The sequence below is a fragment of the Allobosea sp. 05T439 genome (assembly GCF_056396005.1).
On sequence record NZ_JBFTKP010000035.1, the window covers coordinates 25,591 to 48,170 of the forward strand.

Sequence of the window (22,580 nt, forward strand, 5' to 3'; positions counted from 1 at the left end):
ATCACAGCGCGGCGATGCGCGGGTTCACCTCGACGGTGACATGGGACAGCATCGGCAACCCGGCGAGCAGTGCCTTGTAGGCTGCGGGCGGCTTCGGATCAGTGGCCACGACCGAGACGATCGCCGAGCAATGCCCTGGCCCAACCTGCCAGAGATGCAGGTCGGCAACCTCTGCGCCCTCGGCGGTGAGTCGCGCCTCGATGCCGGCGGCGAGAGCCTTGTCGGGCACAGTATCGAGCAGCACCGCTCCCGAGGCGCGCAGCAATCCGAACGACCAATGCGCGATCACCAGCGCGCCGACGATGCCCACCGCCGGGTCGAGCCAGACCCAGCCATAGAGGCTGCCGCCGAGCAGCGCGACGATGGCAAGCACGGAGGTGAAGGCATCCGCCAGCACATGCAGATAGGCCGCCTGGAGATTATGATCCCGCCCACTCCCGGCGTGGTGGTCATGATGGTGATTGTGGTCCGCGCCACCATGCGCATGATGGTGATGGTCATGGTGATGCGCAGGGCCATGGTCATGTCCGTGTTCGCCCTTCAGCAACCAGGCGCTGGCGAGATTGACCGCAAGGCCCAGAACCGCGACGGCAATCGCCTGCCCGAAGACGATCGGCACCGGCTGGACAAGCCGCATCACCGATTCCCAACCGATGAACAGGGCGACCAGCGCCAGGACGAGCGCGCTCGCGAAGGCTGCGAGGTCGCCGAGCTTGCCGGTGCCGAAGCTGAAGCGTGGGTCGCGGGCGTGGCGCCGCGCGAAGCGATAGGCGAGAGCCGCGATCAGCAGCGCCGCCGCATGGGTCGACATGTGCCAGCCATCGGCGACGAGCGCCATCGAGCCGAACAGCGTGCCGGCGGCGATCTCGCCGACCATCATCGTCATGGTCAGCGCAATGACGATCCAGGTGCGCCGCTCGTTCTCCTGGTGGTCTGCGCCGAGGAAGACATGGTCGTGACGCGGCGCCAGGCTGGCCAGTTCGGACATCGCTGGAACTCCCGTTGGATCAAAGATACTTGGTCAGCGCCTTCAGGCTCTCGATCGAGCGCCGCGTCTCGGGCGTCTGCGTGCCTGTCGTCTCGAACAGGTGATGGTCGATATGGTCGAAGATCAGCAGCATCTTGACCTTCTCCAGCGCCTTTTCGAACGCCTGGAGCTGCTGCACCACCTCTGGCACCTCGCGCCCTCCCGCGAGCATCTTCACGACGGTGTCGAGATGGCCCTGCGCCCGGCGCAGCCGCTTGACGATATCGGGATCATGTGCGTGGCTCATGCTCACATCCTATCCAGGGGATAGGATGTGTAAACCGAGTGTCGGCGCTCCCGCCCCCTCTCGGTCGCCGGCTGCAAGTGGCATGGCAGATCACCCGCCGGTGTGGCCACGCCCATCCGGGAGATCGCGCTGGAACAGCCTGACAGGGCCACAAAGCGCGCTATAACGCTGCAAAGCCGTGCCCGATGCGCGGCGTCTTCCGGGAGGCCACCATGCTCGCCAACGCCCCGCGCCCGTTCAATTTCGATCTCGGCGAGACCGCCGACGCGATCCGCGACACCGTCCACGCCTTCGCGCAGGAGAAGATCGCGCCGCGCGCCGAGGAGATCGACCGCTCAAACCAGTTTCCGCGTGACCTCTGGCCCGAGATGGGGGCCCTCGGCCTGCATGGCATCACGGTCGGAGAAGAGGATGGGGGCGCAGGCCTCGGCTATCTCGAGCATGTCGTGGCGATCGAGGAGGTCAGCCGGGCCTCCGCCTCGGTCGGCCTGAGCTACGGGGCCCATTCGAATCTGTGCGTCAACCAGATCGCCCGCAACGGCAATGCTGCGCAGAAGGCGAAGTACCTGCCAAAGCTGATCTCGGGCGAGCATGTCGGATCGCTCGCGATGTCCGAGCCCGGCGCCGGCTCGGACGTGGTCTCGATGAAGACACGGGCCGAGAAGAAGGGCGACCGCTACGTCATCACCGGCAACAAGATGTGGATCACCAACGGCCCGATCGCCGAGACGCTGGTGGTCTACGCCAAGACCGACCCCGCCGCCGGCGCGAAGGGCATCACCGCCTTCCTGATCGAGAAGGGCATGAAGGGCTTTTCGACCGCCCAGAAGCTCGACAAGCTCGGCATGCGCGGTTCGGACACCTGCGAGCTCGTCTTCGAGGAGTGCGAGGTCCCGGAGGAAAACGTGCTCGGCCAGGTCGGGCGCGGCGTTAACGTGCTGATGTCGGGGCTCGACTATGAGCGCGTCGTGCTCTCGGCCGGGCCCCTCGGCATCATGCAGGCGGCCATGGACGTGGTCATGCCCTATATCCACGAGCGCAAGCAGTTCGGCCAGTCGATCGGCGAATTCCAGCTCGTCCAGGGCAAGGTCGCCGACATGTATGTGATGATGAATGCCTGCAGGGCCTATGTGTATGCCGTCGCCAAGGCCTGCGACCGCGGMGAGACCACGCGAGAGGATGCCGCCGGCGCCATCCTGATCGCGGCCGAGAAGGCGACGCAGATCGCGCTCGACGCCATCCAGCTTCTGGGCGGCAACGGCTATATCAACGATTATCCGACCGGCCGCCTGCTCCGCGATGCAAAGCTCTACGAGATCGGGGCCGGCACCAGCGAGATCCGCCGTATGCTGATCGGCCGCGAGCTGTTCCAGAAGACGAAATAGGCCAGTGCCCCTCTATTTCGCCTATGGTCTGAATATGGACATCGCCGGGATGGCCAAGCGCTGTCCCGGTTCGAAGCCACTCGGTCTCGCGCGCCTGCCGCGCCATCGTTTCATCGTGACGAGCGATGGCTATGCCTCGGCTGTTCGCGATCCGCGCGAAACCGTCCATGGCGTGCTCTGGGACTGCTCGCTCGGCGACATCCGCGCACTCGACAAGTTCGAGGACATCGCCAGCGGTCTCTATGTGAAGATCAGCCAGCCGGTCATCGTCGAGGGCGGCGCCAAGCGGGCCCTGGTCTATGTCGGCCGCAGCGGCACGCTMGGAAAGCCGCGCCCCGGCTATATGGAAACCGTCATCGCGAGCGCCAAACACTGGGCGTTGCCAGAGACTTACGTCACAGGCCTGAATCGGTTTCTGACCAAACCGAATCTCGACATGAAGTCGTTGAATCCAGATGTGAGCGCGGAGCTTCCGCCCGGCCCCGTCGCGGGTGTCCGGCCGCGGGCCCTGGCTCCGAAATAGGTCGCCCGGAACCTCCACGTCTTGTCCCCCCGGAGACGAAGACGCGTATGGCCGGGACAAGCCCGACCATACGCAAAGGGCGCTCCGCAGGTAGTCTGGCGGCTCAATGCATCGGCCCGAAAAGTGGATTGCGGTTTTCGGGAAAGCCGATGCAATGACAGATGGTTAGATCATCGGACCGGATACGATATCCGGTCCGATGATCTATGCCGCCAGCCCCTTCGCCAGTTCGCTGACCTGCTTCTCGAACAGCGCGCGATAGGCGCCGTTCTCGCGGGTCAGCAGCGCCTCGTGGCTGCCTTCTTCGACCACCCTGCCGCGATCGAAGACCAGGATGCGGTCCATCGCCCGCACCGTCGAAAGCCGGTGCGCAATGACGATGGTAGTGCGCCCCTGCATCAGGCGCTCCATCGCCTCCTGGATCAGCGCCTCCGATTCCGAATCGAGGCTCGAGGTCGCCTCGTCCAGGATCAGGATCGGCGCATCGGCCAGGAAGGCACGCGCGAGCGCAACACGCTGGCGCTCGCCACCCGAGAGCTTGACGCCACGCTCGCCGACCAGCGTCGCGTAGCCCTTGGGCAGGCGCATGATGAAGTCATGCGCGTTGGCGAGCTTCGCCGCCTGGACAATCCGGGCCATCGAGGCGCCCGGCTTGGCATAGGCGATGTTCTCCGCCAGCGAGCGGTGGAACAGCACCGGCTCCTGTTGCACGATGGCGATCTGCGCCCGCAGGGAGGTCTGCGTCACATCAGCGATGTCGCGCCCGTCGATGGCGATGCGCCCCCCGGAGACGTCGTAGAGACGCTGAACCAGCTTGACGAAGGTCGTCTTGCCGGAGCCGGAGCGCCCGACCAGACCGACCTTCTCGCCGGCCCGGATCGTCAGCGAGAAATCGCGATAGAGCGGCTCGACATGGCCTCCGTAATGGAAGGTCACCTGCTCGAAGGCGATCTCGCCCGCCGGCACCACCATGTCGGTCGCTCCCTTGCGATCGGGCACCCCATAGGGATGGGCATGCATGGCGACGAGTTCCTCCATGTCGTTCACCGAACGCTGGAGGTTGTGCACGTGCTGGCCGACATCGCGCAGATAGCCGTGAACGACCGCGTACGAGGTCAGCACGAAGGCGACGTCGCCCGGCGTGGCCTGGCCGTTGGCCCAGAGCCAGATGACCAGGCCGATGACCGCGGCGCGAAGCGCCAGCAGGACGATCTGCTGGGCCGTGCCCGAGGTCGTGCCGCGCACCCATGTCCGGCGGGTCCTGAGCGCCCATTTTGCCAGGACACCCGCCAAGCGACCGTCCTCGCGCAGCTCGGCGCCATAGGCCTTGACCACCGGATTGCAGGAGATCGCATCAGCCAATGCACCGCCGACACGCGTGTCCCAGCTATTGGCGAGCCGCGCAGCGGGCGCGACATAGCTGAGCGACAGCGCGATCGTGACACCGACATAGATCACCGAGCCAAGGAAGACGACGAGGCCCATCGCCGGCCAATGCCATGCCAACAGTGCCGTCGTGCCCACCAGCACGACCAGCGACGGCAACAGCGCGATCAGGACCGTGTCGGTCAGCAGGTCGAGGGCCCACATCCCGCGGGTGATCTTGCGCACCGTCGAACCGGCAAAGTTGTTGGCGTGCCAATCGGTCGAGAAGCGTTGCAGGCGTGCGAACGCCTCCTGCGCCGTCTCGCTCATGGTGCGCAACGTCATGCCGGTGATGCCGATGAAACCGAGATGCCGGAACAGCACGCTGACCGCTCCGAGTGCGAGCATCGCGCCCAGCGCCCATAGCGCCGCATCGAGTGCGCTGGCGCCCTCGCCCGCCACCGCATCGACGAGGCGGCCGGCATAAAGCGGCATGAACAGGTCCGCGGCAGTCGCCGCCATCATGGCCCCGGCCACGCCGAGAACCGGCCCTGGTCGGCGCGCCCAGTGCCGGAATGTGAAGCCGAGAACGGCCCGGAACGGCTCCTGCCGCCCGGTTGAGGATTGAAGAGACATAGAAATCATTCGGCGCCGCGCGGGAGCCGACTCCAAATCAGGTGGAGCCGATGCGAATGCGATCGTCTCCGGATGAAACGTAGAGATGAAAAACCCTGGCTGGGGACCGCCTCAGGCGGGCCGCGGCAATGTCCGACCTAGTGGCGGGACATTCGTGGGGGAGTGGCGACGATGATCATGAATTGCATTCAGCCCTCCCCTTTCGCGTGTTGAAGCCAAGATAAACAACATGCCGCATCGGCAGCGAACGCGCAAGCCGCTTCATTTGCAACCGGGGCATGTGTGACCTCGGGGGCACAGGCAATCTTCGGGCAACCCTGGAAAGCGGACCGCAGCGATGACGCCCTGCATGGGCAAGTCCCGTTATCGGACCTGCCRGATTTCCTACCAGAACAGGGCAACCAGCCTGACGGCGATTACCAGCAGGAAGGCGACGATGATCGTGCCGAGCACCTGTTGTCGCTTGGCGCGATCGGGAAACTGGCGAGCCAGCAGGCGTCCGAGCGGCTTGCGGAAGATGACGCCTGCGACGAGCAGAACGATCAGGATATGGGACAAGATGCAGACCTAGCCCTTGTCGCCGGCGTTCCTCGGCTCCGGCGCATCGAGGGGCGCACCAGCCTTCTTCCACGCGCCGAACCCGCCGGCGATATGCGCCACCGGCTTCAACCCCATCTCCTGCGCGGCCTGCGCAGCAAGCGCCGAACGCCAGCCGCCTGCGCAGAAGAAGACGAAGCGCTTGTCCTGCTGGAACACCGGCTTGGCATAGGGGCTTTCGGGATCGATCCAGAATTCGAGCATGCCGCGCGGGCAGTGGAAGGCACCAGGCATGCGCCCCTCCCGCTCCAGTTCACGCGGATCACGCAGATCGACGAAGACGACGTCGTCACGGCCGACCAGCGCGTTCGCCTGCTCGACGGAGAGCGTCTCGACCTTGGCCTCGGCTTCCGCCAGCAACGCCTTGTAGCCTTTGGTGATCACTTGCGGCATTGCCGGCCTCCATCTCGTCGGCGGCACCGTGGCCGCTCGTGCACATCGCGTCAATCGCGGGCTTGCAGCGCGGCCATGCCGACAGCACTCTGGCCCAAGGGAGGCGATTCATGGCCGGCTTCACGACGATCGATATGATCGCCTTCATCTTCTTCGTCGCCTCGTGGCTTGGCTATGGCCTGGCCGTGGAAAAGGGCCCACATGGGGAGCGAAGCCTCAACGCGCGGATGAATCTCCGTCGCGCGCGCTGGATCCAGGAATCGGTCCGGCGCGAAAACCGCATCATCGATACCCAGGTGATGAACGGACTGCAGAACGGCACCGCCTTCTTCGCCTCGACCTCGCTGATCGCGATCGGCGGCTCGCTCGCCCTGCTTCAGTCGACCGACCGCGTCGTCGCGATCTTCGCCGATCTGCCCTTCACCGCGCCGACCTCGCGCGCGGCCTGGGAGATCAAGGTGATCGGGCTTGCGGTGATCTTCGCCCATGCGTTCTTCAAGTTCGCCTGGAGCTACCGGCTCTTCAACTACTGCGCGATCCTTCTCGGCGCGATCCCGCCAAGGGAGCGGGTCGACGAGGAGGAGACGAAGGAGGCCGTCCGCGAGACCATCGCAATGAACATCGCCGCCGGGCGGCATTTCAACCGCGGCCAACGCGCCTTCTTCTTTGCACTCGCCTATCTCGGCTGGTTCATCGATCCTTGGCTGTTCCTCGCTGCAACGGCCGCAGTGCTGACAGTGATGTGGCGCCGGCAGTTCGCGTCGGAATCCGCACGAATCTTCACAAGCCCCGGTCACTGATTCGGGCTGTCCGGCCGCAACGATTGCTCTGGACACCGGCTGAACCTCCGTGAGACCGTCCGCCCCGGGGGGGAGCCGATCCGCGGATCAGGAGGCCAGCATGAGCAAGCAGCMAGCAATCGTCCTGGTGCATGGTTTCTGGGGCAATGCCTCACACTGGAACAGGGTGATCCTCGAACTCTCCCGGATGGGCTACACATCGCTCCACGCCGTCGAAATGCCGCTGACCTCGCTGGCCGATGACGCCGAGCGCACCCGCAAGATGGTGACGCAGCAGAAGGGCCCCGTGCTGTTGGTCGGGCACTCCTATGGCGGCGCAGTGATCACGGAAGCCGGAGATCTGCCCAATGTGGTGGGTCTCGTCTATATCGCGGCTTTTGCCCCAGATGCTGGCGAGAGCCCGGGCGGAATCACCCAGGAACACCCGCCAGAGGCGGCCGCAAACCTCTCTCCCGACAGCGACGGCTATCTCTGGGTCCTGCCCGACAAATTTCATGAGAGCTTCTGCCCCGACCTGACGCCCGAAGAGGGCTTCGTGATGGGTGTGACGCAGAAGGCCCCGCTTGCCAGCACCTTCGGCAACACCATCACCGCGCCGGCCTGGAAGAAGAAGCCATCCTGGTACCAGATCTCCGGTGAGGACCGGATGATCGCGCCCGCGAACCAGGAGCGCATGTCGGCCCGCCTCAACGCGCGAAAGGTCATCACGCTCGCTGCCAGCCACGCTTCGCTCGCCTCCAAGCCGGCCGAAGTCGCCGCTCTGATCGACGAAGCAGCCAAAGCGACCGCACCGGCTTGAGCCCTTCGTCTCCGCGCACTGCCGCGATGGCGACCGCAGTGCTTTTCACCTCACGCGGCAGGGCAAGCCGATCCCTCCGCCCTGGCCTCGCCGCTTGACGAATCCTGCAGCCCTGCCTCTCTGGGAGGCATGACCGATCACGTTGACGCCCTCGAAGCCGCCATACTCGACCTGCTCACGGAGGCAGGACTGGGTCGTACGATCAGCGCGATGGATGCCGCGCGCCGCGTCGGCGGCGACCATCCCGATGGCTGGGGGCCGCTGATGCAGCCGATCCGCCGCATCGCCGTGCGGATGATGAAGGAAGGTCGCCTCGTCATTACCCGAAAGGGTCGCCCGGTCGATCCGGACGATTTCCGCGGCGTCTACCGCCTGTCCTTGCCAAGCAGCGAATAGGCCCTGCTCCCCGCAACGTCAGGGAGCGGGGAACAGCGCATCCGTGTAGCCGGCGGCGTAATAGGCAACGAGACCAGCCCATTCCTTGAAGGCGAGCTCTGCGATGTCGAGGCCGCGCGACGCCTCGCGGTAGGGCCTGAAGAAATCGGCCGGCTCATTGCTCGAGAGATAGTCGACCGGGAATGCCTCGACCGCGAATCCGGCCTTTCGGAAGACGCCCATCGCGCGCGGCATGTGCCAGGCCGAGGTCAGGAGCAACCAGCGCTCGCCCGGCTTCGGCATCACGAGGTCGCGGGTAAAGATCGCGTTCTCGCGGGTATTGCGCGACTTGTCCTCAAGCACCACCCGCTCGGGCGGCAGGCCCAGCGCCTCGAAAAGCAGCCTGGCGCCATCGGCCTCGGTCCTGACCACGGGCGAGAGCAGATTGGCGCCGCCGCCGGTGAAGGCGATTTTCGCCTGCGGATGCAGCCGGGCGAGCTCGACCGCCTTGGTCATGCGGGCACCGGCGTGGTTCAGCACGATGTCGCCGCGCGCGACGCCGATTGCACCGCCCAGCACGATGACGCCGGTAACCGGCCCCCTGGCGGCCTCCTGCTGCGGAAAGCGGTTTTCCAGCGGCCGCACGATGATCCGCGGCAGCGGGCTGAAGGACAGCACCAGGATGCCGAGCATGGCAAATCCGCCGAGCCAGCGCGCCGGGCGCGCGAAGCGGGTGAAGGCCAGCAGCGCCGCCAAGGCCGCCAGCAGGATCAGCAAATTCACCGGCGAGAACAGGAACCAGATGATCTTGGACAGGACGAAAAACATCGGCGGACTCCGGAACGCACCGGCTGTCTAAGCATCGGCCCGAAAACCGGATTGCGGTCTTCGGGACAGCCGATGCAAACACAGAAGGCTAGATCATTGCACCGGATGCGATATCCGGTCCGATGATCTAGCCGATGACGAGACGACGCTGCATTAACGACGCAACGACGCTCAACGGGTAATGCTGGGTGGATTGGAGGGGCGGCGCACCGGATTGCGCTGGCCGACCATTCGCTCGAGCTCGAGCGAACGGCTGGCCACCTCGCGCAACATGCAGCCCGCCTGCATCCCGGCCACGCGGACAGACGGCTGCATGCTCCCATAGAATGCGCATTTCTGCGCAGCATAGCCTTCCCAGGCGACCTGAAGCGCAGCGAACTGGCCCCGCGCGCCGCTTTCGGCATTGCGCATGACCGCCAGACTCGCGAAGGTCAGGCGCTCGCGCCAGACCGCCTCTTCTCGCCTCGCACAATCGGCTTCGGCCGCACGCCGATCGCCTGAAGCCTCTCGTACGCAGGTCACCGCCACCGACCCGATGCACGAACTGGCAGCCCCACCGCTCTGGCTCAGGCAGGACACCATCTGCGTGCGGTCGGCCGATAGCACCGGATTCGAGGGAGGCGACTGCGCCCAAGCGCCTCCTGCAGCCATTGCCGCCATGCCGAATGCAAGAATTCCCAAGCGGGTCATGGTCACCATCATGTCAAGCTCTGCGGGGAGGGCAAGGCGGCGACACGCTCACGTGATCGGCAGGGGCAGCGCTGGCTTCGCAGCAGGCCGGGCCACCACTGTCTCGTACCAGCGCTGGACATTCGGCCGGGACGCACGCGGCACCGGCATGTTGAGCCAGCGATGCGCGCCCGGCGCAACGGCGATATCGGCCATGCCGAAGCGCGCGCCGGCGAGGTAATCACGTGAAGCCAGATGCGCCTCGAGGATGTCCAGCTTCGCCTCCGTCTTGGCGATGGAGGCCTCGATGACAGCCATGTCACGCTTCTCCGCCGGTGTCCGGATCAGACCGATGAAGGCCGGAGCCATCGCCGGCTGCAATTCGGCAATCATCCAGTCCATCCAGCGATCGGCCTCGGCGCGGCGCGAGGGATCCTCCTCCCAGATCCAGCCCGCCCCATAGCGGGCCGCGAGGTAGCGCACGATGCTGCTGGACTCCCAGATGCAGACATCGCCATCCTCCAGAACGGGGATCATGCCGTTGGGGTTCTTGGCCAGATAGGCCGGCTCGCGGTTGCCGCCGAACGCGCCGCCAAGATCGACCCGTTCAAAACTCTGGCCAACCTCACCGGCCGCCCAGACGGCCTTCTGCACATTGATGGAACTGATCCGTCCCCAGATCGTCAGCATGAAGAGCTCCCCGCCACCCTTTGGCCGGACAGACTTTCCTGCCTGACGCCACGGAAAGCAAATCGTTCTATCTGCAGGCGGTCTGCCGCCTCAAGCTCAGGCGAACTCCATGATCACGGCATCGACCGCGAGCGAATCGCCCTCCTTGGCGAGGATCTTCGCGATGGTGACGTCCTTCTCGGCACGCAGCACGTTCTCCATCTTCATCGCTTCGACCATGCAGAGCGCCTCGCCGGCCTTGACTTCCTGGCCGACCTTCACGGACACGGCCTTGACCAGCCCCGGCATCGGGCAGAGCAGGAATTTTCCGGTATCGGCCGCAACCTTCTCCGGCATCAGGGCGGCAAGCTCGGCCTCGCGCGGCGTATAGACATGGGCGCTGGCATAGGCTCCGGCATGGCCAAGCGATACGCCGTTGAGGATCGCCCTCACCTGCGCCGCAATCGAGACACCATCGAGCGTGCCGCGCCAGACCGGTTCACCCGGCCGCCATTCGGAGGCGACCGCCAATGAACGGTCGCCGAAGCTGACGAGGATCGTCTMGCCCTGCTCCGCCACGATGCCCTCGAAGCGCTCACCGCCGAGCGTCACGATGCGGGTGCGTTCGAACTCGACCTTGCGCCATCCCTCCATCTGGGCCGAGACATGTCGCTTGCGCTGGTTGAGACGGTGGTCGCAGGCGATCGCGATAGCGGCCATGCGCAGCGCTATCTCTCCCTTCGGCTGCGGCAGGGAGAAGCCTTCCGGAAACTCCTCGGCGATGAAGCCCGTCGACAAGTGTCCGGCGATCCAGCGCGGATGCTGCATCAGCGCCGAGACGAACGGGATGTTATGGCGGATGCCCTCGATGGCAAAACCGTCGAGAGCACGGGCCTGCGCTTTGATCGCCGCCTCGCGCGTCGGCGCGTGGGTCACGAGTTTTGCGATCATCGGGTCGTAATAGATCGAGATCTCGCCGCCTTCGAAGACACCGGTGTCATTGCGGACGGTCGCCTCGCCATCCGGACCTTCGGCCGGTGGGCGATAGGTCACCAGCCGCCCCGTCGAAGGCAGGAAATTGCGGGTCGGGTCCTCCGCATAGACGCGGGATTCGACAGCCCAGCCGTTCAGCTTGACATCGGCCTGCGTCAGCCGGAGCTTTTCGCCATAGGCGACACGGATCATTTCCTCGACGAGGTCGATGCCGGTGATCATCTCGGTGACGGGATGCTCGACCTGGAGCCGGGTGTTCATCTCTAGGAAGAAGAAGGAGCGGTCCTGCCCTGCGACGAACTCGACCGTTCCGGCCGAATCATAATTCACCGCCTTGGCGAGGGCCACCGCCTGCTCGCCCATCTTGCGCCGGGTCGCCTCGTCGAGCAGCGGCGACGGCGCCTCCTCGACGACTTTCTGGTTGCGGCGCTGAATCGAGCACTCGCGCTCGCCGAGATAGATGACGTTGCCGTGCTTGTCGCCAAGCACCTGGATCTCGATATGACGCGGGTCGACGATGAACTTCTCGATGAAGACGCGGTCGTCGCCAAATGAGGACGCCGCTTCCGATTTCGCCCGGGCAAAGCCCTCGGCGACTTCCCCGGCCGAATGGGCAATGCGCATGCCCTTGCCGCCGCCGCCGGCAGAGGCCTTGATCATCACGGGATAGCCGATCTCGTCGGCGATCTTCACGGCTTCGGTGGGATCTTCGATGACGCCGAGATGGCCGGGCACGGTCGAGACCTTTGCCGCGGCGGCCGCCTTCTTCGACTCGATCTTGTCACCCATCGCGGCAATCGCGCCGGGATTGGGGCCGATGAAGACGATACCTGCATCCCTGAGCGCCTGGGCGAAGGCCTCGCGCTCGGACAGGAAACCATAGCCGGGATGGACAGCCTCTGCCCCCGTCGCCTTGCAGGCGGCGATGATCCTGTCGATCAGCAGATAGGATTCGGCCGCGGGCGCCGCGCCGACATGGACCGCCTCATCCGCCATCTCGACGTGGAGCGCGTCGCGGTCGGCATCCGAATAGACGGCAACCGTCTTGATGCCCATCCGCCGCGCCGTCTTGATGACACGGCAGGCGATCTCGCCACGGTTCGCGATCAGAATCTTCGTGAACATGGGTGGCGTCTCCCGGCTGTCTGAAAACACTGTGACAGTCGGGGTTTATTGGAGGCCGCAGCCCGCGTCCACTGATGCGAAAGTTCGGGAATGGGCGGCGGGCTGTGCGCGACCGCCTGATCAGTTCGTCCGAAGAACGCGTTCGAGGCGCTGGCCCGGCACCATGAACGTGCTCTTGCGCATGGCGAAGGCGATCAGCATCTCGTCGCAGCGATCCGCCTCGCGCACGATCTCGAAGGCGATGCGTCGCGCCGTCTCGGTCGGGCCGTCGCCAGCAGAGAGCGTCGTCACCAGCCAATGTGCCTTCTCGCGATCGATCACGCCTGTCGGGCGGCTTTCCCAGACAGCGAAGTCGACGACCAGAGTGACCAGGTAATTGGCGAAGGAGGCGCTGGTCGCGACGACCGCGCGATCCAGCGCAATCAGAACATCGATGACATCGCGCGTCATCACGCTATCGACCAAGATTTCGCGCTGAAGCATCTTGGTGTCTTGATCGTCGATCGCGTGCTTTTCCATCACGCGATCGACGAATTCACGGAGCTCATGACCAATCATCGTTCGACTCCTGCCCAGCTTTATTTTGCGCCGGTGCGTTCCTGTTGTGGGAACACCATGACGCGGCACCCGCCAGCAGGTGGTTAACGGCCAAATCTGAACTTCTGTTCAGGTTAAACGGTCCTGATCGGACGTGGTTGCGAGGATGTTACTGAAGTGCCGCCATGCATCGGGTCGCGGTCGAAATCCGGCACCGAATCGGTTTCCGCTCGACGGCACGCCGTCCTGCTCGCCGCGATGACGGAACCTCCGCGCGCCTCTCTTACGGACAGGGCGTTTCGGCTGCACAGTTTGCGGCGATTTCCAGTTCGACCGGGACGTCGGCGCGAAGGAGCGAAGCGGGGACATGGATCAGTCTTCGCGCCGATCCGACGGCGCGAAGAGACTGTGGAACCCGATCGGAGCGGAACGTCGCAGTGCCCTCGCCGCCGCCCTCAGGTCGGCTCAGCCACCGCGAGCCCGTCAATGATGCCCGTCAACTCGGCACAATCGGTGAGGACATGGCGCGCGCCGAGCGCCTGCAGGGATGCCACCGGCTGGAAGCCCCAGGAGACGGCTACCGGCGTGACCCTAGCGGCAACCGCCATCTGGATATCGAAGGAACTGTCGCCGACCATCAGGGTACGTTCCGGTCGCGCGCCGGTTTCCCTCATCGCCTGCAGGATCATGTCGGGATGGGGCTTGGACGGTGCATCATCGGCCGTCTGGATCGTCGCCATGTGCTGACGCCAGCCATAGCGCTCGACGATGTAGTCCGCGCCCCGACGGGACTTGCCGGTCGCGATGCCGAGCACCGTATCGGGCCGCGCAACCAGCGCGTCCAGCATAGCGGCAACGCCCGGGAAGAGCGGCTCGGCGAGGCTTGGATCGGTCTCGGCCTGCCGCCGCATGGCGCCGAAGACCTCCCTATAGGTTTCCGTCAGCTGGTCGTCGGGGCGTTCCAGCCCCGCAAGCTGCATCAGCGCAATATCGAGCGTCAGCCCGACGATGCCGAGCCCCGCCTCGCGGCCTGGATAGACCAGGCCGCAACGCTTGAAGGTCTCGACCTGGGCGCCGAGGATGATGGCGGCTGAATCGATCAGCGTGCCGTCGAGATCGAATATGACGAGGTCCATGCAGGCGCTTTACCGTGGATCGCGACTGCGATCCACTGCACCCGGCGCGGCTCCGTCATGAACGGCTCTCGCGGGCGCAGTCCGCGACCGCCTTGCGCAGGTCCTCGCCATCGAGCCCTTTCGCGCGGCTCTCCTTGCGACATTCGGCACGAGCCGCCAGATCGGGCCGCTTCGCCTTGAAACAGGCGGCCAGCGCGTCGCGCCGCGCAGCGCCGGTCAGGCCACCCTCATCGGCCTCCGTCTTGCAGGCGGTACGCGCCGTCACGGCCGTGGGCTTGCCGTMGCGCGTCAGCCCATCGCGGGCATAGAGTTGGACGCCCGGAAACTTTGCCTGCATGCAATCGCGCATGGCCTGGCGCAAATCGTCGCCACTCAGCGCAATATGTTCGGCGACACAATCCTGCCGCGCCTTGGCGCGCTCGACGCGCGGCACAGGCTCATCCGCCGCTGCAGCAGCAGCTTGCGGGGCGGTTGGTGACTGCGCAGCGGCAGATGTGGCAAGCGAAAGGGTCAGGCCGGCAAGAACGAAGGCGAAACGCGTCATGGGAGCACCTGCGTAAGAGTGATGAGAACAAAATTAGAACATATCTGTTTTTGTTCCGCAAGTGTTCTCTTACACAAGGTAACGCCAACTCCTACTCGTCGGGCGCGTCCACGATCGGGTCATAGCGCTCGTCCTCGAAACCGAGCAGATTCCAGGACTGGCGCATATGTGGCGGCAGCGGCGCGCTGACATCGATCGTGCCCTTGCCGCGCGGATGCGGCAGCACGATGCGGCGAGCCAGCAGATGCAGCTTGTTCTGGATGCCGCCCGGCAGCTCCCAGTTCTGAATGTTGAAGTATTTGGGATCACCGACGATCGGGTGGCCGATATGGGCCGCATGTGCACGCAACTGATGGGTGCGGCCGGTCACCGGTTTCAGCGAGAGCCAGCCGAGCTTCTGCGCCGCGGTCTCGACCACGGCGTAATAGGTCACGGCATGCATCGCACCGTCGTCGCCATGTTTGGCGACCGCCATCCGCTGATCGCCATCATAGGCTTCCTCGCGGGCGAGATAGGTCGAGATCCGGCCCTGCCGGACGCGCGGGACGCCGGCAACCAGCGCCCAGTAGACCTTGCGGGCCGAGCGCGAACGAAAGGTCTTTGCCAGCGTCGCCGCCGCAAAGCGCGATTTGGCGATGACGAGGCAGCCGGACGTATCCTTGTCGAGCCGGTGCACGAGGCGCGGCTTCTGGCCGTCCTTGCCGGTCAGGGCATCGAGCATGCCGTCGACATGGCGCGTGGTGCCCGAGCCGCCCTGCACGGCCAGGCCGGCAGGCTTGTTGAGGACCATGACATCGTCATCCTCGTAGAGCGTGATCGAGCGCAGGAACTCGACCGTGTCGGAATCGGCCCTGGCCGACCGCGGACGCTCCGCCTGCTGCTCGAGCTTCAGCGGCGGAATGCGCACAGTCTGGCCGGCCTCGAGCCGGTCCTTGCTGTCGGCGCGCTTGCCGTTGACGCGCAGCTCGCCCTTCCGGACGATCCGCTGGATATGGCTGAAGGACAGCTGCGGAAAGCGTGTCTCAAGGAAGCGATCGATCCGCATCTCGTTCTCGTCCGGCGTCACGACGAGTTGCTGAACGCCGGTGACAAGCACCTCTGCGGTCACGGCCTTGACCTCGGCCCGCGTCGGTCCGGCTGGGCGCTGTGCCCGTTGCACTGGCGACCTGCCAACCGGTGCGCGGCGCGCGACGTCCTCGCCCTCGCCCGGCCTGGCCTGGCCCGAAGCGCGCGCCGGCCGGCGCGCGTCATGGCTTGGCCGCTTCTTCCCGGCACCGGCCGCGGGAGGCCTGCCGCCGCGACCCGTTTGCCCCTTGCCGCCGGAGCCCTTGCTGCCGGAGCCCTTGCCACCTTGCCTCATGATAGCCCCCGGACGAGTGCGAGCCCACCGACCAGCGCTGCCAGAGACAGCGCGACGGAGCCCAGAACATAAATGGTGGCGAAGCCCAGTTGGCCGCGCTCCCAGAGCAGAACGGCCTCAAGCGAGAAGGCCGAGAAAGTCGTGAATCCACCCAGGACGCCCGTGGTCAGGAAGAGGCGCGCCTGTTGCGACCAGCCCTCGCCCGCCCTGAAGGCGAGCCAGCCGACGATCAGCCCCATGATCCCCGAACCGAGAATATTGATGGCCATTGTGCCATAGGGAAAACCCGTCCCCAGCCATTTCAGTGAGGTGTAGTTGACGCCGTGTCGCAGCGCGCCGCCGATGCCGGCGCCCAGGAAGACGAGAAACGTGGATGTCATCGTCCTGCAATAGCCAGCACACCCGACCTGCACAAACGAAATCCGGTCTCAGGCCCCGACAATCACGGGAGTGCGCCCTCTCACGGCGCAATTGACACACCCGGATCCCGTAACGACAGATGACCACTGACGACAATGCCTTGGAGCCGCCCGCCACCGATGACCGCCGTGACAGGCCGCGCTGAGGAGAAGCCCTGCCTGCATCGCACCTGGGCGATCGCAGCCTCGGCCTTGCTTGCCTTGCCGGCCTTCGCAGCACTGACCGGGGAAGCAGTCGCACTCCCGCCGCCCAAGGGCCTGAAACCCGCCCGCCCCCCGAGCCTTGCGCGCAGTTGCACGATCACGCCGACCGAGCTTGAGCCCCTCTTCGGCGGCAAGGCCGATCCCCGCCGGCAAATGGAGGACGAAAGCAGCGATGACGAGGAAGAGGACGATGACGAGGACAGCATCCCTGGCCTGATCCTGCCCGGCTCCGCCACCTGCCTCTCGGTGTCGGGCACCGTCAGCGCTGGCCTGCAGAATGACAGTGTCCGGGCATCGCGCTCCGTTTCCTTGCCGCAGTCGAGCCTGACATCCTTTCCGACAAGCGCGAGTATTCGCATCGCGACGTCGCATGATCTCGCCTCCGGGMTGCGCGTCGGCAGCGCCTTCTCCTTCACCATGCAGAGCCCGACCGACGATGTCGCAGGACTCACTTTCGACGAGGCGACGGTGTTGGTCGGGCCCTGGATTTTCGGCCTGGACACCTCGCGCTTCAGCTTCTGGACGGGCGACGAGTTCATCTTCAGCACGCGGGTGCCAAGTCGGACCGTCGGACTGTTGGCCCTGGAATTGCCCTTGACGGAGACCTGGATCGCGACACTTGCCATGGAAGATCCCGCGTTGGGCACGACCTCGACCCTGCCGGTTGCGGCCGGCCGCATGCCGGATGGCGTGGCACGGCTCGTCTACCAGTCCGGGCCATGGACGTTGCATGGCGCTTTGGCACTTCGCGACATCTCCGGCCGAAACTCCCGCTTGGGACGCGCCGGAATTCTGGGCGTTACCTATGAGGCCGAGATGCTGGGGCGCCCCGGTAGCATCACGGCCCAGGTCGCAGGCGCGGTCGACGCGGCGCCCTATATCGGCTCGCAACTCGACGCCGCCGTCGTTCGGACGGTGCTCCTCGGCAGCGACCCGACCCGCGGCTTCTCGACCGCCCTTGTGATGCGGCGGGAATGGACCGACGAGATCGCGACCAATTTTTACGTCAGCCGCTACCAGCTATCGGTTCCGCTGATCGACCAGGCCAAAGGCAAGATCAGCATCGACCGCGCCGCCGCCAATCTGGTCTGGACACCGGTCGAGGGTCTCAAGGCCGGGATCGAAGCGTCGGTCGCGCAAGCCCGGATATCCCTGACTGGCCGGCAGGTCGCCGCAGGGCTGGCGGGGCGTCTGATCTCGACTCAAGTCTTCATAGAGCGCGCGTTCTGATGCATCGGCCCGCAAAATGGAGCGCGGTTCTCGGAAAGACCGATGCGGACGCAGAAGGTCGGATGATCGCACCCGATACCTGTCCGATGATCCGATCTTCTACCTGCTGCGCTCCGCCCTGAGCTTTTCCCAGTATTCCAGCCGCTTTCGGATCTCGCGCTCGAAGCCACGCTCGGGTGGATCGTAGAACAGCTGCCGGCCGAGCGCATCCGGCCAGTAGTTCTGGCCGGAGAAAGCATCGGGTGCGTCGTGGTCATAGGCGTAGTCAGCGCCGTAGCCCTCTTCCTTCATCAGCTTCGTCGGCGCGTTCAGAATGGTMTTGGGTGGCATCAGCGAGCCGCCCTCCTTGGCCGCGCGCCGCGCCGCCTTGTAGGCGATATAGGCCGCATTCGATTTCGGCGCCGTCGCCAGATAGATCACMGTGTTGGCGAGCGCGAGCTCGCCCTCGGGGGAGCCCAGTTGTTCATAGGTCTCGGCCGCGGCGCGGGCATGGACGAGCGCCTGCGGGTCGGCGAGCCCGATATCTTCGACCGCCATGCGCACCAGCCGCCGCGCCAGGAAACGCGGATCCTCACCGGCATCGAGCATGCGGGCGAAGTAATAGAGAGCCGCATCCGGATCAGAGCCGCGGATCGTCTTATGCAGTGCCGAGATCAGGTTGTAGTGGCCGTCCTGCGCCTTGTCGTAGATCGGTGCGCGACGCTGGATCACCTCGGCGAGACCGGCCTCGTCGAAGATCTCGTCCGGCTTGGCGGCACGCCAGATTTCCTCGGCCAGCGTCAGTGCCGCCCTCCCGTCGCCATCGGCAAAGCGGGCAACCGCCAGCCGCGCCTCCGGCGTCAACGGCAATTCCTTGTTCTCCAGCACCTCGGCCCGGCCGAGCAGAAAGAGCAGCGCGTTCTCGTCGAGGGATTGGAAGGTGAGCACCCGCGCCCGCGACAGAAGTGCGGCGTTGAGCGCGAAGGACGGATTCTCGGTTGTGGCACCGACCAGCGTGATCGTGCCGTCCTCCATGACTGGCAGGAACGCATCGAGCTGAGTGCGGTTGAAGCGATGGATCTCGTCGACGAAGAGCAGCGTGCCCTTGCCTCCCAGCCGTCGCCCGCGCGCTGCCTCGAACACCTTCTTGAGGTCCGCGATCCCGGAGAAGATCGCGCTGATCTGCTCGAACCCGAGATCGACCGCACCGGCGAGCAGGCGCGCGACCGTCGTCTTCCCGGTGCCCGGCGGCCCCCAGAAGATCAGGCTGCCAATCGAGCCCGAGGCCAGCAGTCGCGTGAGCGCGCCATCCGGCCCCGTCAGGTGCCCCTGCCCGGTGACCTCGGCCAGCGTCGTCGGCCGCAAACGGTCGGCAAGCGGGCGCGGCCCCGCCTTGTCGAGGCCGGAAGCGGAAAAGAGGTCGCTCACCCCGGGAAGACCGATGTCACGGTCTGTCCGGCACGCGAGATCGTCACCTCCCAGGCGCGCTTGCGCTGACGCAGGGCCGCCTCGACATCGCGCGAGCGCTCCATGCGCTCTCCGTTCAGGGCCAGGATGATGTCGCCCTTCTGGAAACCGACGCGAGCCGCAAGGCTGCCTTCCTCGATGGCACTGACCACGACGCCTTCGGTTCCGGCATCGATCGAAAGCTCCTCGGCAACCGCCGGCGACAGGTTGAGCACCGTCAGCCCCGAAAGCGGCGTGCGGCCCGAAAGCGTCACGGTTTCGCGCGGCCGCGTCTCGGGCGCGGGAACGAGCTTCACCGGAACCACCAGGCGCTTGCCGCCGCGCAGGACGGTCAGAGAGGTCGTACCCCCGATCGGGCGGGTCGCGAAACGATAGCCGAAGGCCTCGGGATCATCGACGGCGACTCCGTCAAGCGCGAGGATGACGTCCGAACGCTTGAGCCCGCCCTCGGCGGCCGGCCCCTTCTCGACCACGCTGGCAACGACCGAGCCGGCCGGGCGGTCGAGCCCAAGCCCGTCGGCGACATCGGCCGTCAGTGCCTGCAGCCTGGCGCCGAACCACGGCCGGCGCACCGAAGCAGCACCCGACTTCGCGCTTTCGACGACGACGCGAACCATCGACGAGGGAATCGCAAAACCGATGCCGTGGCTGCCGCCAGAGCGCGAGAAGATCGCGGTGTTGATGCCGATCAGTCGGCCTTCCATGTCGACCAGCGCGCCGCCGGAGTTGCCGGGATTGATCGCCGCATCGGTCTGGATGAACGACTGCGCATCGGCGACACCGACCTGCGTACGAGCCAGCGCCGAAACGATGCCCTGCGTCACGGTCTGCCCGACGCCGAAGGGATTGCCGATCGCCAGCACGATATCGCCGACTTGGAGCTGGTCGGAATCGGCAAGGTCGATCGCGCTCAGATCCTTGGCGCCGTTCAGCTTCAGCACGGCAAGATCGGTGCGTGGATCGCGCAGGACAATCGTGGCTTCCACCTCGCGCTTGTCCGCAAAGGCGACCTTGACCTCGCTCATGCCCTCGATGACGTGGTTATTGGTCACCACGAGCCCGCTCGCATCGACGATCACGCCTGAGCCAAGCGATCGTTGCACGCGTTCGCGCGGGACACCGAACCCGTCATCGCCAAAGAAGCGGCGAAAGAACGGATCGTCCATGAAAGGGTTCTGAGCCCGACGCTCGACACGGGCGCCATAGACATTCACGACCGACCCGGCCGTCTTCTGCACGATCGGCGCAAAGGAAAGCTGAACCTGCTGACGGGTTTCCGGAACCTGCCGCGCCTGCGCAAGCAATGGCAGCGGCGCAAGACTCGCAATGAGCATCAAGGCGGTCGGCAAGGCAGTTCTTCCGAAACGGACCGGCATGATCCCGCGCTTCATTCCTGTCTCCACGCTGAAACAAAACACCGCTCGCGGCGTTCCAAGTCTTCCAATACGAACCATTCCCGGGAAATCTCTTCGCCCGCGACGCCACTGGCGCCATCCGGATCATCGAACGGGTCAGTCGAGCAAAGATCCGCGAAGGAGCTGGTCCCTTGAGTCTGATACGTCTTGTTTATGCCAGCCGGAGTCGCCTCGTCGAGGCCAATCGCAGTGAGGAGGTTGGCAGGATGATCGCCAGCGCCCAGCGGCTGAACGTACAGAACGAGGTGACGGGATTTCTCCTGGTGACGCCCGGGGCCTTCGCGCAGGTGCTCGAAGGCGAGGCGCATAATGTCGCGGAGACATATGGCCGGATCGTGGTCGATCCACGCCATACCGGGATCCGCCTGCTGGCCGAAGAGCAGATTGCGGCCCGGAGCTTCCAGAACTGGTCGATGGGCCTCGCCGAACATGACGAGACCACGCACTTCATCTTCGGTCTCTACGGTGTCACGCCAGAGGCCGATCTCCAGGTCCAGCCTGCCGACGTGCTGCTGGATCTCGCTGGCGAGCTTGCCCGCCAGCGAGCATAGGGCCAAGCCTCACTTGTCCTGAAGCAGGATCTTGTACTTTTCGATCTCGCCAGGAACCATCGCGCCGACATGGGCAGGCGTGAGTTCGTTCTCGGCTGGCAGCACGGACGAAAGCTCCTTGAATCGAGCTTGCAGGTTCGGGCTCGCAAGCGCGGTCCGCAAAGCCTGATTCAGCTTGGTGACGATCGGTTCAGGCAGGCTTTTTGGGCCGAAGAGCGCATTCCAGCCCTGGGCCTCGAAAGCCGGCAGCCCGGCCTCCCTGGAGGTTGGCACATCCGGAAGGCTGTCGAGCCGGCTCGGTGTCGCGACCACGAGCGCCTTGACCTTGGCTCCCTGCACCGCGCCCGAGAGCGAGGTTGCAGCATCGCAGACGCCGTCGATCTGCCCGCCCATCAGGTCGTTCAAAGCCGGTCCTGCGCCCCGATAACTGACGAGCGCAACCTCGACACCAGCCGCCTTGATGAAGTTCCGGCAGATCAGATAATTCGACGAGCCGACACCAGCATGCCCGAGACTGACCTTGCCGGGGTTCTTCTTGGCATAGTCGACGAACTCCATCAGGTTCTTGGCCGGAAAATCGAGCTTGAGCGCGATCATCGGCGATGTCTTGGCGACGAGGCCGATCGGCGCGAAATCGGCCTGGGTGTATTTCAGATCCGGATAGATCGAATAGGACGCAGCATTGGTTCCGCTATTGCCGATGACGATAGTGTAGCCATCGGGATCGGCCTTGGCGGCGCGCGTCAGCGCCGTCGCGCCCCCCGCCCCTGCCATGTTCTCCATGACGATGCGCTGGCCGAGCACCCGCCCCATCTCGTCGCCGACCAGCCGTGCGATCACGTCGGAGGAGCCCCCGGCTGCGAATGGCACGATCATGGTGATCGGCTTGTTGGGATAGCCGTCCTGCGCCAGGGCGGGAGCCGCCAGCGCCAACATCGCCGTCAGCGCCAGCCGCCGCGTGGTCAATAGTCTTGAAATCATCAGTCTCTCCCTCCGGGGCCGCCTCTTGCGGGCGGTTTTCGCTGGGAAGCTTGACCATTGCGCTTTGTGGCGCACAAGCGGCGTTTCGAGCAATAATCTTCGGCATCAGTTGCCGATCCAGCGCCTACTGACGCGAAACGCGATGCCCCGCCTGTCACCGCGAACGAAGCTCTGGGCCTCCCGCGCTTGATGGCCGTCCGCTCCGGGCCGGTCGATGTCATCCGCGCCCCGCGCGAGCCTTCATTTCCACCACCAATGGCGGTCGAGAGCCCCGTCGGACTGTGTCCATACGTCATCGCAGAGGCCGACATCCGGGTCGCGCGCCT

General features: G+C 65.3%; 24 protein-coding genes. 7 read left to right on the forward strand and 17 right to left on the reverse strand.

Annotation, left to right across the window (positions count from 1 at the left end; all coding sequences use genetic code 11):
* Position 1: 1 nt before the first annotated feature.
* Together dmeF and AC1DIO_RS27670 are read right to left on the reverse strand one after the other, a co-directional pair.
* The gene (gene dmeF / locus AC1DIO_RS27665) at positions 2–988 is read right to left on the reverse strand and encodes a CDF family Co(II)/Ni(II) efflux transporter DmeF (RefSeq protein ID WP_441508475.1); all 987 of its coding nucleotides are present in this window, start codon (positions 986–988) and stop codon (positions 2–4) included.
* 19 nt (positions 989–1,007) lie between these two features.
* Positions 1,008–1,274 (reverse strand): metal-sensing transcriptional repressor, encoded by a 267-nt coding sequence (locus AC1DIO_RS27670; RefSeq protein WP_441508476.1) that lies wholly within the window; start codon positions 1,272–1,274, stop codon positions 1,008–1,010.
* A gap of 212 nt (positions 1,275–1,486) precedes the next feature.
* Here AC1DIO_RS27670 and AC1DIO_RS27675 point away from each other — a divergent pair, with 212 nt between their 5' ends.
* Entirely contained in the window at positions 1,487–2,659 is a 1,173-nt protein-coding gene (locus AC1DIO_RS27675) for an isovaleryl-CoA dehydrogenase (protein WP_441508477.1), read from the forward strand.
* A 4-nt stretch (positions 2,660–2,663) separates the two neighbouring features.
* The gene (locus AC1DIO_RS27680; protein WP_441493263.1) at positions 2,664–3,182 is read left to right on the forward strand and encodes a gamma-glutamylcyclotransferase family protein; all 519 of its coding nucleotides are present in this window, start codon (positions 2,664–2,666) and stop codon (positions 3,180–3,182) included.
* 204 nt (positions 3,183–3,386) lie between these two features.
* Here AC1DIO_RS27680 and AC1DIO_RS27685 read toward each other — a convergent pair whose 3' ends face one another.
* From AC1DIO_RS27685 to AC1DIO_RS27695, 3 genes are all read right to left on the reverse strand, one after another.
* Positions 3,387–5,183 (reverse strand): ABC transporter ATP-binding protein, encoded by a 1,797-nt coding sequence (locus tag AC1DIO_RS27685; protein WP_441493264.1) that lies wholly within the window; start codon positions 5,181–5,183, stop codon positions 3,387–3,389.
* 384 nt (positions 5,184–5,567) lie between these two features.
* Entirely contained in the window at positions 5,568–5,741 is a 174-nt protein-coding gene (locus tag AC1DIO_RS27690; protein WP_441493265.1) for a hypothetical protein, read from the reverse strand.
* A 9-nt stretch (positions 5,742–5,750) separates the two neighbouring features.
* Positions 5,751–6,173: a rhodanese-like domain-containing protein gene (locus tag AC1DIO_RS27695; protein ID WP_441493266.1), complete on the reverse strand. Its 423-nt coding sequence runs from the start codon at positions 6,171–6,173 to the stop codon at positions 5,751–5,753.
* A 110-nt stretch (positions 6,174–6,283) separates the two neighbouring features.
* Between AC1DIO_RS27695 and AC1DIO_RS27700 the strand changes: the two genes are divergently transcribed.
* The 3 genes from AC1DIO_RS27700 (at position 6,284) to AC1DIO_RS27710 (ending at position 8,168) form a co-directional block, all read left to right on the forward strand.
* Entirely contained in the window at positions 6,284–6,973 is a 690-nt protein-coding gene (locus AC1DIO_RS27700; protein WP_441508479.1) for a DUF599 domain-containing protein, read from the forward strand.
* A gap of 100 nt (positions 6,974–7,073) precedes the next feature.
* Positions 7,074–7,772, forward strand: a complete 699-nt coding sequence (locus AC1DIO_RS27705; RefSeq protein WP_476854394.1) for an alpha/beta hydrolase — start codon at positions 7,074–7,076, stop codon at positions 7,770–7,772.
* A 129-nt stretch (positions 7,773–7,901) separates the two neighbouring features.
* Entirely contained in the window at positions 7,902–8,168 is a 267-nt protein-coding gene (locus AC1DIO_RS27710; protein ID WP_441508480.1) for a DUF3253 domain-containing protein, read from the forward strand.
* 18 nt (positions 8,169–8,186) lie between these two features.
* Here AC1DIO_RS27710 and AC1DIO_RS27715 read toward each other — a convergent pair whose 3' ends face one another.
* The 9 genes from AC1DIO_RS27715 to crcB all read right to left on the reverse strand — a co-directional run bounded on the left by AC1DIO_RS27715 (position 8,187) and on the right by crcB (position 16,388).
* Positions 8,187–8,975 carry a YdcF family protein gene (locus tag AC1DIO_RS27715; RefSeq protein ID WP_441508481.1) on the reverse strand — a complete coding sequence of 263 codons (789 nt, stop codon included), beginning with the start codon at positions 8,973–8,975 and terminating at the stop codon, positions 8,187–8,189.
* A gap of 171 nt (positions 8,976–9,146) precedes the next feature.
* On the reverse strand, positions 9,147–9,665 hold the full coding sequence (locus AC1DIO_RS27720) for a lysozyme inhibitor LprI family protein (RefSeq protein ID WP_441508482.1): 519 nt from the start codon (positions 9,663–9,665) through the stop codon (positions 9,147–9,149).
* Positions 9,666–9,713: 48 nt separating this feature from the next.
* Positions 9,714–10,334: a glutathione S-transferase family protein gene (locus tag AC1DIO_RS27725; RefSeq protein ID WP_441508483.1), complete on the reverse strand. Its 621-nt coding sequence runs from the start codon at positions 10,332–10,334 to the stop codon at positions 9,714–9,716.
* Positions 10,335–10,430: 96 nt separating this feature from the next.
* Complete coding sequence (locus tag AC1DIO_RS27730) at positions 10,431–12,431, reverse strand: acetyl-CoA carboxylase biotin carboxylase subunit (RefSeq protein WP_476854395.1); 2,001 nt, start codon at positions 12,429–12,431, stop codon at positions 10,431–10,433.
* Between the two features lie 120 nt (positions 12,432–12,551).
* Positions 12,552–12,989: a hypothetical protein gene (locus tag AC1DIO_RS27735; protein WP_441493274.1), complete on the reverse strand. Its 438-nt coding sequence runs from the start codon at positions 12,987–12,989 to the stop codon at positions 12,552–12,554.
* A 434-nt stretch (positions 12,990–13,423) separates the two neighbouring features.
* Positions 13,424–14,104, reverse strand: a complete 681-nt coding sequence (locus tag AC1DIO_RS27740) for an HAD-IA family hydrolase (protein WP_441508485.1) — start codon at positions 14,102–14,104, stop codon at positions 13,424–13,426.
* A 55-nt stretch (positions 14,105–14,159) separates the two neighbouring features.
* A complete protein-coding gene (locus AC1DIO_RS27745; protein ID WP_476854396.1) occupies positions 14,160–14,648 on the reverse strand; it encodes a hypothetical protein in 489 nt (162 codons plus the stop codon).
* 91 nt (positions 14,649–14,739) lie between these two features.
* Positions 14,740–16,008: an RluA family pseudouridine synthase gene (locus AC1DIO_RS27750; RefSeq protein WP_476854397.1), complete on the reverse strand. Its 1,269-nt coding sequence runs from the start codon at positions 16,006–16,008 to the stop codon at positions 14,740–14,742.
* Positions 16,005–16,388, reverse strand: a complete 384-nt coding sequence (crcB, locus tag AC1DIO_RS27755; RefSeq protein ID WP_441508487.1) for a fluoride efflux transporter CrcB — start codon at positions 16,386–16,388, stop codon at positions 16,005–16,007. The genes AC1DIO_RS27750 and crcB overlap by 4 nt, the downstream gene beginning before the upstream one ends.
* 159 nt (positions 16,389–16,547) lie before the next feature.
* On the opposite strand from crcB, the gene AC1DIO_RS27760 reads away from it, so the two are divergent.
* Entirely contained in the window at positions 16,548–17,861 is a 1,314-nt protein-coding gene (locus AC1DIO_RS27760) for a hypothetical protein (protein ID WP_476854398.1), read from the forward strand.
* Between the two features lie 99 nt (positions 17,862–17,960).
* Here AC1DIO_RS27760 and AC1DIO_RS27765 read toward each other — a convergent pair whose 3' ends face one another.
* Together AC1DIO_RS27765 and AC1DIO_RS27770 are read right to left on the reverse strand one after the other, a co-directional pair.
* Positions 17,961–19,268, reverse strand: coding sequence for a replication-associated recombination protein A (locus AC1DIO_RS27765; RefSeq protein WP_476854399.1), 1,308 nt, complete (start codon positions 19,266–19,268; stop codon positions 17,961–17,963).
* On the reverse strand, positions 19,265–20,641 hold the full coding sequence (locus tag AC1DIO_RS27770) for a DegQ family serine endoprotease (RefSeq protein ID WP_441508490.1): 1,377 nt from the start codon (positions 20,639–20,641) through the stop codon (positions 19,265–19,267). Before AC1DIO_RS27770 ends, AC1DIO_RS27765 begins: the two co-directional genes overlap by 4 nt.
* A gap of 212 nt (positions 20,642–20,853) precedes the next feature.
* Between AC1DIO_RS27770 and AC1DIO_RS27775 the strand changes: the two genes are divergently transcribed.
* Complete coding sequence (locus tag AC1DIO_RS27775) at positions 20,854–21,273, forward strand: BLUF domain-containing protein (protein ID WP_441493282.1); 420 nt, start codon at positions 20,854–20,856, stop codon at positions 21,271–21,273.
* 9 nt (positions 21,274–21,282) lie between these two features.
* Here the strand turns inward: AC1DIO_RS27775 and AC1DIO_RS27780 are convergent, their stop codons facing one another.
* Positions 21,283–22,254 carry a tripartite tricarboxylate transporter substrate-binding protein gene (locus AC1DIO_RS27780; protein ID WP_441493283.1) on the reverse strand — a complete coding sequence of 324 codons (972 nt, stop codon included), beginning with the start codon at positions 22,252–22,254 and terminating at the stop codon, positions 21,283–21,285.
* Positions 22,255–22,580 lie beyond the last annotated feature (326 nt).

Coding starts and splice junctions, on each gene's coding strand:
- dmeF (WP_441508475.1), bottom strand. CDS start 988: ATGTCCGAACTGGCCAGCCTGGCGCCGCGTCACGACCATGTCTTCCTC.
- AC1DIO_RS27670 (WP_441508476.1), bottom strand. CDS start 1,274: ATGAGCCACGCACATGATCCCGATATCGTCAAGCGGCTGCGCCGGGCG.
- AC1DIO_RS27685 (WP_441493264.1), bottom strand. CDS start 5,183: ATGTCTCTTCAATCCTCAACCGGGCGGCAGGAGCCGTTCCGGGCCGTT.
- AC1DIO_RS27695 (WP_441493266.1), bottom strand. CDS start 6,173: ATGCCGCAAGTGATCACCAAAGGCTACAAGGCGTTGCTGGCGGAAGCC.
- AC1DIO_RS27700 (WP_441508479.1), top strand. CDS start 6,284: ATGGCCGGCTTCACGACGATCGATATGATCGCCTTCATCTTCTTCGTC.
- AC1DIO_RS27710 (WP_441508480.1), top strand. CDS start 7,902: ATGACCGATCACGTTGACGCCCTCGAAGCCGCCATACTCGACCTGCTC.
- AC1DIO_RS27715 (WP_441508481.1), bottom strand. CDS start 8,975: ATGTTTTTCGTCCTGTCCAAGATCATCTGGTTCCTGTTCTCGCCGGTG.
- AC1DIO_RS27720 (WP_441508482.1), bottom strand. CDS start 9,665: ATGACCCGCTTGGGAATTCTTGCATTCGGCATGGCGGCAATGGCTGCA.
- AC1DIO_RS27725 (WP_441508483.1), bottom strand. CDS start 10,334: ATGCTGACGATCTGGGGACGGATCAGTTCCATCAATGTGCAGAAGGCC.
- AC1DIO_RS27735 (WP_441493274.1), bottom strand. CDS start 12,989: ATGATTGGTCATGAGCTCCGTGAATTCGTCGATCGCGTGATGGAAAAG.
- AC1DIO_RS27740 (WP_441508485.1), bottom strand. CDS start 14,104: ATGGACCTCGTCATATTCGATCTCGACGGCACGCTGATCGATTCAGCC.
- AC1DIO_RS27750 (WP_476854397.1), bottom strand. CDS start 16,008: ATGAGGCAAGGTGGCAAGGGCTCCGGCAGCAAGGGCTCCGGCGGCAAG.
- crcB (WP_441508487.1), bottom strand. CDS start 16,388: ATGACATCCACGTTTCTCGTCTTCCTGGGCGCCGGCATCGGCGGCGCG.
- AC1DIO_RS27770 (WP_441508490.1), bottom strand. CDS start 20,641: ATGCTCATTGCGAGTCTTGCGCCGCTGCCATTGCTTGCGCAGGCGCGG.
- AC1DIO_RS27780 (WP_441493283.1), bottom strand. CDS start 22,254: ATGATTTCAAGACTATTGACCACGCGGCGGCTGGCGCTGACGGCGATG.